The sequence below is a fragment of the Pseudoalteromonas sp. AOP7-A1-14 genome (assembly GCF_052376275.1).
Classification (GTDB): domain Bacteria; phylum Pseudomonadota; class Gammaproteobacteria; order Enterobacterales; family Alteromonadaceae; genus Pseudoalteromonas.
On record NZ_JBQSVO010000129.1, the window covers coordinates 1 to 10,181 of the forward strand.

Sequence of the window (10,181 nt, forward strand, 5' to 3'; positions counted from 1 at the left end):
TATGTCCGTTGCTAAAAGTGTGTTGAATGACTTTTATGTATAAAAAAACCAACTCAAGGTTGGTTTTTAATTTTAAAATTATTCAGTTACTAAAATTTAGTAAGTTGCACTGCCTTTAGTGCGAGGGAAGGCAATTACATCACGTACGTTACCCATACCTGTTACATAAGCAACTAAACGCTCAAACCCAAGACCAAAGCCTGAATGTGGTACGGTACCGTATTTGCGTAAGTCGCGATACCAGCTGTAATCTTCTTTATTTAAGCCCATTTCTGCAAGACGCGCATCAAGTACATCTAAACGTTCTTCACGTTGTGAGCCACCAATGATTTCGCCAATTCCAGGGGCAACAACATCCATAGCAGCTACGGTTTTACCGTCTTCATTTTGACGCATGTAAAATGCTTTTATATCGCGAGGGTAATTTTTAATAACCACGGGTGCTTTAAAATGTTCTTCTGCTAAATAACGCTCGTGTTCAGACTGTAAATCAACACCCCATTCAACATCGTATTCAAATTTTTTGCCACAGGCTTTTAAGATTTCAACGGCGTCAGTGTAATCAACTTGCGCGAAGTCTTTTTCTACAAACTCTTCTAAACGCGAAATGGCGGTTTTCTCTACACGTTTTGCAAAAAATTCCATATCATCGCGTCGCTCTGTAAGTACGGCATTGAATACATATTTGAGCATATTTTCGGCAAGTTTTGCGATATCTTCTAAATCGGCAAAGGCAACTTCTGGCTCTACCATCCAAAATTCGGCTAAGTGGCGTGAAGTATTTGAGTTTTCAGCACGGAACGTTGGGCCAAAGGTGTAAATTTTTGACATTGCTGAAGCGTATGTTTCACCATTAAGCTGACCTGATACGGTTAAAAATGCTTCTTTACCGAAAAAGTCTTCACTGTAATCAACAGCCCCTTTCTCTGTGCGCGGCAGGTTTTGCATATCCAAGGTTGAAACACGGAACATTTCACCTGCGCCTTCACAGTCACTTGCGGTGATGATTGGGGTACTTATCCAGTAATAACCTTGTTCATGATAAAAGCGGTGAATCGCTTGTGCTAAACAGTTACGTACACGTGTTACGGCGCCCATGATGTTAGTGCGTGGACGTAAATGCGCGTGTTCACGCAAGTATTCAATACTGTGGCGCTTTGCCGACATTGGGTATGAATCTGGATTTTCTACCCAACCTAATACCTCAATTGTATTTGCCTGAATTTCGAATGATTGACCTTGGCCAGCAGATTTAACTAAAACACCCGTTACTGAGACAGAACAACCAGCGGTAAGGCGAGTTACTTCATCATAATTATTAAGTGAATTAGGGACTACCGCTTGAATAGGATCAAAACATGAACCGTCATGAACGGCTAAAAAAGAAATTCCTGCTTTTGAATCGCGGCGAGTACGGATCCAGCCTTTAATTGTTACTTGGCTGTCTTCCGCAACCGTGCCTTTTAATAGCTCTGAGATCGCTAAATGGCTCATCTTCACTCCAATGATATAAGTTGCCTAACATTAATAATGTGCACTGCACTTTGAACCGCCTATCTTACCTTTGTAAAGCCAATAAAAAAACTACTGTTGATAACTCTTTGGTATTTTTTATAAGTTTGATGAAAAAATCAGCAAGTAATAGCGGCATTTAGGTGTTATTTAAAATTGTCACTGCGAAAGTTGACTATTTTATGGCATGATAAAGATCAATAAACGTTAACTCAATCAAATTAGTTTACAGGTGTTATGAAACAAGTCTTTATTCTTCGTGGTTTACCAGGGGCGGGTAAATCTTATTATGCGCAAAACCTAGCTGACGAAATGGTGCAGGGCGACCAAAGTCAATACGTAATTTGTGCAACCGATGATTACTTTTATAACGCTGATGGTGTTTATCATTTTGATAAGTTTAAACTCTCCGAATACCATAATTTAAACTTGGCGCGTTTTATAAACTCCTTAGCCCAAAATATCCCGCTGGTGATTGTCGATAATACGAATATCAAAAAGTGGGAGTTTATAGCCTATACCCAAGCTGCTCAAGCATTAGGCTATCAGGTAAAAGAAGTGATAGTTGGCGAGGTCAAAGATAAATCTTTGCAGCATCTTTATGCTAAGCGAAATCAACACAAAGTACCGCTAAAAATGCTTAGTAAAATGGCTTATATGTTCGAGTGGTAACCAAAATTGGTTAATAAAAGGAAGTTCTTGCTTCCTTTTTAGCTGGTAGTTTAATTTATACTTTAGTAATGCTTACCTTTAATTGCTTTATAAATTGCATCACACAGAGTCGTTAAATCTTGCTCGTTACTTATATACGGTGGCATTAGGTAAATAAGCTTCCCAAATGGGCGTATCCACACACCTTGGCTATTGAAGTACTGCTGTATTTTTTCAACATTTACATTACTGTTTAGCTCTATAACACCAATTGCCCCAAGTGTTCTAACATCAACCACTTCGTTTAATTCGTTACATCGCTCAAGCTGGTGGCTTAACACACTATTTATAAGTGTTATTTGCGCTTGCCAATCTTGTGCTAACAGTAAGTCAATACTTGCACATGCTACCGCGCAAGCAAGTGGGTTACCCATAAAAGTAGGCCCGTGCATTAATACACCGGCTTCACCTTCACTGATACCAATAGCGACTTTATCGGTTGTTAAGGTTGCAGACAGCGTCATCATACCGCCAGTAAGTGCTTTACCAATACATAAAATATCAGGTTGAATATTTGCGTGAGCTACAGCAAATAACTTACCAGTGCGGCCAAATCCTGTCGCTATTTCATCGCATATAAGAAGTACATCGTATTGGTCGCAAAGTTTGCGAACAGATTTAAGGTAGTTTGGGTGATAAAAGTTCATACCGCCCGCATTTTGTACAATAGGCTCAATAATAAAGGCGGCCACTTCATGGTGGTGCTTTTTAAAATAATCGGCTAATAGAGTTGATTCTTGCTCATTATAATCACTTGCAAAAGCGCTTTTGGGGGCAGGTACAAAAATATGTTCAGGTAAAAAGCCTTCATATAAGCTATGCATTGAATTAACCGGATCGCATACGCTCATAGCGGCAAAAGTATCACCATGGTAGCCCTTAAACGGTGTCATTAATTTTTGTTTAGTCGTTACACCTTGGCTTAACCAATACTGTAAGGCCATTTTTATCGCCACTTCAACACTTACCGAGCCACTGTCTGCTAAAAATACTTTTTGTAATTTTTCAGGAGTCATAGACACTAATTTTTTACACAGCGTTACCGCAGGTTGGTGAGTAATTCCCCCAAACATAACGTGACTCATTTTAGCCACTTGCTTTGTTATTGCTTCATTTAATACAGGGTGGCCGTAACCGTGAATAGCACTCCACCAAGAGGCCATTCCATCTATAAGTGTTTCACCAGTTTCTAAATACAGCCGATTACCTATTGCATGTGTTACTGGGTATACAGGCAGAGGGTGTGTCATTGATGTATAAGGGTGCCAAATATGCTCGCGATCAAAATCTAGATCTATAGATTTATTTATGTTCATTTGTAAACTCAACTGTGCTCTTGTTTGTTGACAATGTTACGCCAAGACGTAGACTAAAGCCAATATCACCGTTACAAAATAAAGAGACTTATTATGGAGCTAGCACCTGTTCGCCACGATTGGAACCATAGCGAGGTTAAAGCACTATTTACAATGCCATTCAACGATTTACTGTTTAAAGCTGCGTCTGTTCATCGTACAAACTTTAATCCTAACGAAATACAAATTTCAACATTGTTATCAATCAAAACCGGTGCTTGCCCTGAAGACTGTAAATATTGTCCGCAATCTGGACATTATAGAACTGACTTAGAGCGTGAGCGTTTAATCGAAGTTGATAAGGTAGTTGAACAAGCACGTTTAGCAAAAGAAAAAGGCGCTACTCGTTTTTGTATGGGGGCGGCTTGGTCTGATCCTAAAGACAGGGATATGCCGTATATTTCTAGAATGGTTAAAGAGGTAAAAGAGCTAGGCCTTGAAACCTGTATGACCTTAGGCATGCTTGATAATGACAAAGCCCATGAATTGAGTACCGCGGGCCTTGATTACTACAACCACAATTTAGATACCTCTCCAGAGTATTATGAGCAAATTATAACTACTCGAACCTTTGAAGATCGTTTAGATACCATAGGTAATGTACGCGATGCAGGTATGAAAGTATGTTCGGGCGGAATAGTTGGTATGGGGGAGCAAGCTTCAGATCGCTTTGGTTTATTAATGCAACTAGCTAATTTACCACAGCAGCCTGAAAGTGTGCCAATTAACATGTTGGTAAAGGTAAAAGGCACACCGCTTGAAAATGTTGAAGACTTAGATGATTTTGAGTTTATCCGCACCATTGCTACGGCCCGTATAATGATGCCGCACAGTTATGTACGTTTATCTGCTGGTCGCAACGCAATGAACGAACAAATGCAATCAATGTGCTTTTTTGCAGGTGCAAACTCTATATTTTATGGCGATAAGTTACTTACTACTGAAAACCCAGAAGCAGATGCCGATATGAACCTAATTAAAAAGTTAGGCATGAACCCAGAGCAGCGCCATGATTATTCAGACGAAGCGCATGAAGCGTCATTAGCATCAAAGGTTGCAGACAAGGCAACATCTGAGTTGTTTTACGAAGCTTAAGTTAGAGTTTATTGTATTCTATGCCATTTGATTTTATAAATAGTCATTTACAAGCGCGCTGCGATAATGCACTTAATCGCACGCGCCACTTGATTGAGCATACAAGCGCACGCACAATCACCGTGGCTGATAAAACCTATATTAACTTTGCCAGTAATGATTATTTAGGCTTCGCAGAACAGCCCATAATGGCTAGTAAAACGTCAGCTCTTGGTAGCCACAGCTCAGCGCTGGTAACGGGGTATCAACAATCTCAATATCAGCTTGAACAGTACTTGTGCCACCAATTAGGGTATCAAGCAGCCATGCTGTTTAATTCTGGTTTTAGTGCTAATAGCAGTATAATTAAGGCATTATTTCAAGACAAAAAAGTGGCTCAGCACAGTGCGATTTTCCAGGATAAGTTAAATCACGCCAGTTTAATTGATGGTGCGTTGCATGCAAATGCCGCTTTAGTAAGGTTTAACCATAACGATATAAACCATTTACGTTCTCGGCTCGAAAAATCTAAAGCACAGCATAAATTGATTGTGAGTGAAGGGGTGTTTTCAATGGATGGCGATAAGGCCCCGCTGAAAGAGTTACTCACGCTTGCCAAACAACACAATGCATGGCTAATGATAGACGATGCGCATGGCTTTGGTACTTTAGGTAAAACAGGGCTCGGCAGCTGTGAGGCCTTTATTGCTGATGAACTAATGCCAGACATACTGGTGATCACCTTTGGCAAAGCAGCTGCAAGTAGTGGCGCGTGTGTTTTAGGGTCAGACGCGTTTATTGATTATATGCTGCAATACAACCGTGACTACACGTTTTCAACAGCGATGTCGCCGCTTATTGCGTGCCAAACATTAGCGCGTATTAAAGCGATAAGAAACGCGAATGAGCAGAGAAAAAAGTTAAACGCCAATATTACCACGTTTAAACATTTAGCTAGTAAGTACAATATATCTGTTCTTCCTTCAAATACGGCCATTCAACCCATTGTTTTAGGCTGCGCCGATCAGACCTTACAAGTTAGCGAGCAATTAAAACAACAAGGAATATGGCTCACGGCAATTCGCCCACCTACGGTACAGCATAATACAGCAAGGCTACGTATTACATTAACTGCGGCGCATACCGAAAGCGACATAGTTACATTAGTCAGCAGCTTACAAAAGGCTATTACATGATAAACCCGCAGGCGATTAATACATCTTTTAAAAAATCATCATTTAAAAATTCATCACCTATAAAAGAAGTAATAAAAGCACCCATTACGACTCAATCAGGTCGTTTAGCCTCAGAAGTATTAAAAGCTAATACTCAGCGTAGGTTTTCACATGCAGCAAATAACTATGTTGAGCATGCCAATGTACAAAAACAGGCTGCGCTCGACTTATTTAAATTAATCCCTGTAACACCCCAAACTAAAGACAAACTGTGCATTGATATCGGTGCAGGGCCACTTTGTAACACGAAAACTTTACAGAGCATGTTTAAGCAGGTGATTGCAATGGATTTAAGTTTAAATATGCTGCAAAGTAGTATGCTGACCGCGCCGCGTATTTGCGCTGACATGGATAATTTACCGCTACATGAAAATAGTATTGATGTTATTTTTAGTAATTTTGCGGTGCAGTGGTCGGCTGATTTTGAAAGGCTGATACAGGGAGTTTATAAAGCATTAAAATCAGGTGGGCAGGCGTTCATAAGTACGGTAGTTGAAGGCTCACTTCATGAAATAAAAACGGCGTTTGCAGTACTTGATCTTCACAGTCATATTAATCATTTTCAAAGTAAGCATAATATAAACCAATCGGTCGAAAAGGCAGGGTTTAAGATAAATAGTACCAAAACTGTTGTATATACCGACCAATTTGCATCTCCAATACAGGCTATTCGGTCAATTAAGGCTATTGGTGCCACCGCCCAAAACCAAACAACTCATCGCCCTGGTTTATTAACTAAACAAGCGCTACAAAGGGTATGCAATGCTTACCCGCTGATAAACAGTAAAGCGCATGTTTCTTACCATGTGTTATTGATGTCGTTAGAAAAGTCTCATTAAAAACAGCAAAAATTTAATAAAATACAAAGGCAGCGCATGCACTCATTTTTTATTACCGGCACCGATACCGACGCCGGTAAAACTCACGTAACTAGTTTGCTATTAAAATTGCTTGCTCAGCACAAAAAGCGTGCAATTGGTTTTAAGCCTATAGCCTCTGGCTGCGAAATGGCGTTTGATCAACTCGTTAATGCAGATGCCCTAATGTTAATGGAAAGCGCAACCGTTAGCGCCAATTACGATATTATTAATCCGTTTGCATTTTCACCGCCCATTGCCCCGCATATAGCAGCACAACAAGCGGGAGTGACGCTGAGCGTTGCAAAGCTAAGCGCGGCGTATCAAAATATAAAACAGCAAGAGGCTGATTACTTGTTTACAGAGGGCGCTGGTGGTTGGGCGTTACCCATTAATGATACTGAGTATTTATATGACTGGGTTAAAGCCGAGAAAATTCCGGTTATACTTGTGGTAGGGATAAAGCTGGGGTGTATAAATCATGCTATATTAACAGCCGAACATATGAAAAGTATGGGTGTAAACTGTATAGGCTGGGTCGCTAATCAAGTTGACTCTAATATGGCCGAGTACCAGGCAAACCTTGACTCACTTAAGCACCGTTTAACTTTTCCATTACTTGCAATAAGCCCGTATACCGAGCAAACACCTAAATTACAAATTTATAAAACCTTGCTTAAAGAATTATCGATTAATCCATAAATAACGCTTGCACCTTGACATAGTTTGTCATACTGCAGTGGTTGCTACAGCATGACAAACTATCAATCACTCAGCAATAAATGTTATTTTTGGAGAACTCGAATGAAACGTATATTTTTGTTTTTATTAACTAACCTAGCGGTTATGTTGGTATTAGGTGTGGTGCTTTCAATAATAATGAGTGTGCTGGGTCTGAGCCATCGTAGCTTAGGCGGCATACTACTTATTGCTGCAGTATTTGGTTTTGGTGGTTCGTTTATTTCGTTATTTATGTCGAAATGGATAGCTAAAAAATCAACCGGTGCACATGTTATTACTCATCCTCGTAACGAAACCGAACAATGGCTTATTAATACCGTAGCGGCGCAAGCTAAACAGGCCGATATTAAAATGCCAGAAGTCGCTATTTACGACAGCCCGGAAATGAATGCATTTGCAACGGGTCCAAGTAAAAAAAATTCGCTGGTGGCAGTAAGTACAGGCTTAATGCACAACATGAACCAAGAGCAAATCGAAGCGGTACTTGCGCACGAAGTCTCACACATTGCGAATGGCGACATGGTTACGCTTACACTAATACAAGGTGTAGTAAATACTTTTGTTATTTTTGCTGCAAAAGTATTGGCGGGAATAGTAGATAACTTTATTAACAGCAATGAGGAGGAGGGCGGCAGTAGCTGGACTTATTTCCTATTTGATATGTTATTTCAGGTATTATTTGGTGTACTTGCAAGCGTTGTGGTGGCGCATTATAGTCGAAAACGTGAATTTGTTGCCGACAGAGGCGCTGCAAAATTAGTCGGTGGTGACAAAATGCGCTCAGCACTTGAGCGTTTAAAGCAAAACCACCCATCGCAATTAAAAGGTTCAATGATGGCATTTGGTATAGCCAGTGGTAAAGGTATGGCTGAGTTATTTTCATCTCATCCATCGCTCGACGCACGAATAAACGCACTACGTTAAGTAAAAGCCTTATTTGATAAAGTATTCTAAAAAGCCAGCGCTTAAGCTGGCTTTTAACTATGTGCAAACTTAAATATTATTGAGATTGAATAATCTCAGTAATGCCTTCGGCTGATAATATCTCAATCCAGTAACCGTCAGGGTCCTTAATAAAGGCTAAGCCTTTCATTGAGCCATCGTCTGGCTTTTTAACAAACTCCACATCGTATTTTGCAAACCGCTCGCAGGCGTTATATACATCGGGTACGCTAATACCAATGTGGCCAAAACCTTTAGGCTCTTGGTTGCCACTATGATAGCCGGCAAAACTGTCGTCATTTTCAGTGCCCCAGTTATGGGTGAGTTCAATGAGTGCAGGGCGGCGAAATACCCACTCTGTTTTAGTTTTATCATCACCCTTTGGTAGTTCTTGCTCATAGCCTAAAAAGTACAGGGTAAACTCCATATCAGGAAAATCATACTTACCTAATAGTTTCATTCCTAAAACATCTTGATAAAACGCTAATGAAGGTTTTGGGTCTTTAATACGTAACATCGTTTGTTGCATTACGTAGCCTTGTGTAGATTCTGCAACTTGTTCTGGCGATTCGTTATAGTTAGACATAGTGGTACCTTAATGAGAATTAAAAAGCGAAACTGTATGTGATCCATTGTTACTGCATGATAATCAACACCAAGCTAAATTAAAACCACCTGCTGCAATGCAGATTCTATTACGGTGATATTTTTATACAAAAGTGCTTAAACTAGCATTTACTAAGTTTATATACAGTACTTTGTGTGAGAGCGAAGATGCATTGTTTTATAAAATTACTTTAATACAAAAATGGATAACGATAATAATAGTGACCCTATGAAAATGAACGAAGCGTTTAATAATCCCCCTCTCTTTGTGCTGCTGCGCTAGTGTCGATTTCAGATAAACTGGGATTTACACCAGAAACACTTAGAGCATGGGTCAAGCAGTCTCAAGCTCAATCGTCTAAAACATTTTTTAACACTTAATCTGAAGCGCGAGAATAAAGAGCTTAAGTCAACGAATGGTATCTTGAGGAAAACCGCTGCTTTTTTCGCCCAAGCGGAGCTAGACCGCAAACTGGTGTCGAGTTAATTTGCAAGGAATTACAGATTGCACCATCAAGGTATTATTCCCATAAACAGATGAAAACAGAGCCTGAGCGCCTTTCTAACTGAGCAGCCAAATCAGCTTTGGGTACCTGATATTATATATGTTGCGACATGGAGTGGCTTTGTTTACGTCGCTTTCGTGATCGATGTTTTTTCACGGTACATTGTAGGTTGGCGTGTAGAACTTATTTTTGATGCGTTAGAGCAAGCTATTTAGCACATAGTGGCAATCCCGAGGGGTTAACTCACCATAGCGACAGAATCTGTCAATATTTGTATGTAATATACACAATTCGATTCTCTGAAGCTGGAATTCAAGCGTCTATGGGAATGTAGGTGGCTCTTTTAACAATGCAGTGGATTAAACGATTAATGGTTTATTTAAAACAAAAATTATTTACAGGAATGGCCCGTGGAAAAATGCTGATACTGTTGAATATGCAACCTTAGAATGGTTGAGTTGGTCTAATAATCAACGGTAATACTCTTCAATTGGGTATGTTTCACCAGCTCAATATGAAGCAAACTTCTATGATAATTTAAACCAGTCAGGTAAAGTGGCCTGACTTAAACAAACTGGTCTCCGATGAACTCGAGACGATTCATATCATTTTTTATTTTTAGGAGAATTCTTGCGCAATTAT

At 39.9% G+C, this 10,181-nt stretch carries 9 protein-coding genes and 1 pseudogene; 7 read left to right on the forward strand and 3 right to left on the reverse strand.

What is annotated here, in order from left to right:
- Positions 1–96: 96 nt before the first annotated feature.
- Complete coding sequence (asnS, locus tag ACT3RM_RS15530) at positions 97–1,494, reverse strand: asparagine--tRNA ligase (protein WP_441834781.1); 1,398 nt, start codon at positions 1,492–1,494, stop codon at positions 97–99.
- Between the two features lie 255 nt (positions 1,495–1,749).
- Here asnS and ACT3RM_RS15535 point away from each other — a divergent pair, with 255 nt between their 5' ends.
- Positions 1,750–2,184, forward strand: a complete 435-nt coding sequence (locus ACT3RM_RS15535) for an AAA family ATPase (RefSeq protein ID WP_441834782.1) — start codon at positions 1,750–1,752, stop codon at positions 2,182–2,184.
- A 62-nt stretch (positions 2,185–2,246) separates the two neighbouring features.
- Here the strand turns inward: ACT3RM_RS15535 and bioA are convergent, their stop codons facing one another.
- Positions 2,247–3,539 carry an adenosylmethionine--8-amino-7-oxononanoate transaminase gene (bioA, locus tag ACT3RM_RS15540; protein WP_441834783.1) on the reverse strand — a complete coding sequence of 431 codons (1,293 nt, stop codon included), beginning with the start codon at positions 3,537–3,539 and terminating at the stop codon, positions 2,247–2,249.
- Positions 3,540–3,632: 93 nt separating this feature from the next.
- On the opposite strand from bioA, the gene bioB reads away from it, so the two are divergent.
- From bioB to htpX, 5 genes are all read left to right on the forward strand, one after another.
- Positions 3,633–4,673, forward strand: a complete 1,041-nt coding sequence (bioB, locus tag ACT3RM_RS15545; RefSeq protein WP_441834784.1) for a biotin synthase BioB — start codon at positions 3,633–3,635, stop codon at positions 4,671–4,673.
- A gap of 20 nt (positions 4,674–4,693) precedes the next feature.
- Positions 4,694–5,848 (forward strand): aminotransferase class I/II-fold pyridoxal phosphate-dependent enzyme, encoded by a 1,155-nt coding sequence (locus tag ACT3RM_RS15550; RefSeq protein WP_441834785.1) that lies wholly within the window; start codon positions 4,694–4,696, stop codon positions 5,846–5,848.
- On the forward strand, positions 5,845–6,726 hold the full coding sequence (locus ACT3RM_RS15555; RefSeq protein WP_441834786.1) for a methyltransferase domain-containing protein: 882 nt from the start codon (positions 5,845–5,847) through the stop codon (positions 6,724–6,726). The genes ACT3RM_RS15550 and ACT3RM_RS15555 overlap by 4 nt, the downstream gene beginning before the upstream one ends.
- 36 nt (positions 6,727–6,762) lie before the next feature.
- Positions 6,763–7,446 carry a dethiobiotin synthase gene (bioD, locus tag ACT3RM_RS15560; RefSeq protein WP_441834787.1) on the forward strand — a complete coding sequence of 228 codons (684 nt, stop codon included), beginning with the start codon at positions 6,763–6,765 and terminating at the stop codon, positions 7,444–7,446.
- 102 nt (positions 7,447–7,548) lie between these two features.
- Positions 7,549–8,409: a protease HtpX gene (gene htpX, locus ACT3RM_RS15565; RefSeq protein ID WP_441834788.1), complete on the forward strand. Its 861-nt coding sequence runs from the start codon at positions 7,549–7,551 to the stop codon at positions 8,407–8,409.
- A 76-nt stretch (positions 8,410–8,485) separates the two neighbouring features.
- Here htpX and gloA read toward each other — a convergent pair whose 3' ends face one another.
- Positions 8,486–9,013 carry a lactoylglutathione lyase gene (gene gloA / locus ACT3RM_RS15570; RefSeq protein ID WP_441834789.1) on the reverse strand — a complete coding sequence of 176 codons (528 nt, stop codon included), beginning with the start codon at positions 9,011–9,013 and terminating at the stop codon, positions 8,486–8,488.
- Positions 9,014–9,415: 402 nt separating this feature from the next.
- Between gloA and ACT3RM_RS15575 the strand changes: the two are divergent.
- Positions 9,416–10,016: pseudogene (locus tag ACT3RM_RS15575) on the forward strand (DDE-type integrase/transposase/recombinase); the annotation flags it as partial.
- Positions 10,017–10,181 lie beyond the last annotated feature (165 nt).

Bases quoted from the DNA above. Each gene is read 5' to 3' on its own strand.
- asnS (WP_441834781.1), bottom strand. From the start codon at position 1,494: ATGAGCCATTTAGCGATCTCAGAGCTATTAAAAGGCACGGTTGCGGAA.
- ACT3RM_RS15535 (WP_441834782.1), top strand. From the start codon at position 1,750: ATGAAACAAGTCTTTATTCTTCGTGGTTTACCAGGGGCGGGTAAATCT.
- bioA (WP_441834783.1), bottom strand. From the start codon at position 3,539: ATGAACATAAATAAATCTATAGATCTAGATTTTGATCGCGAGCATATT.
- bioB (WP_441834784.1), top strand. From the start codon at position 3,633: ATGGAGCTAGCACCTGTTCGCCACGATTGGAACCATAGCGAGGTTAAA.
- ACT3RM_RS15550 (WP_441834785.1), top strand. From the start codon at position 4,694: ATGCCATTTGATTTTATAAATAGTCATTTACAAGCGCGCTGCGATAAT.
- ACT3RM_RS15555 (WP_441834786.1), top strand. From the start codon at position 5,845: ATGATAAACCCGCAGGCGATTAATACATCTTTTAAAAAATCATCATTT.
- bioD (WP_441834787.1), top strand. From the start codon at position 6,763: ATGCACTCATTTTTTATTACCGGCACCGATACCGACGCCGGTAAAACT.
- htpX (WP_441834788.1), top strand. From the start codon at position 7,549: ATGAAACGTATATTTTTGTTTTTATTAACTAACCTAGCGGTTATGTTG.
- gloA (WP_441834789.1), bottom strand. From the start codon at position 9,013: ATGTCTAACTATAACGAATCGCCAGAACAAGTTGCAGAATCTACACAA.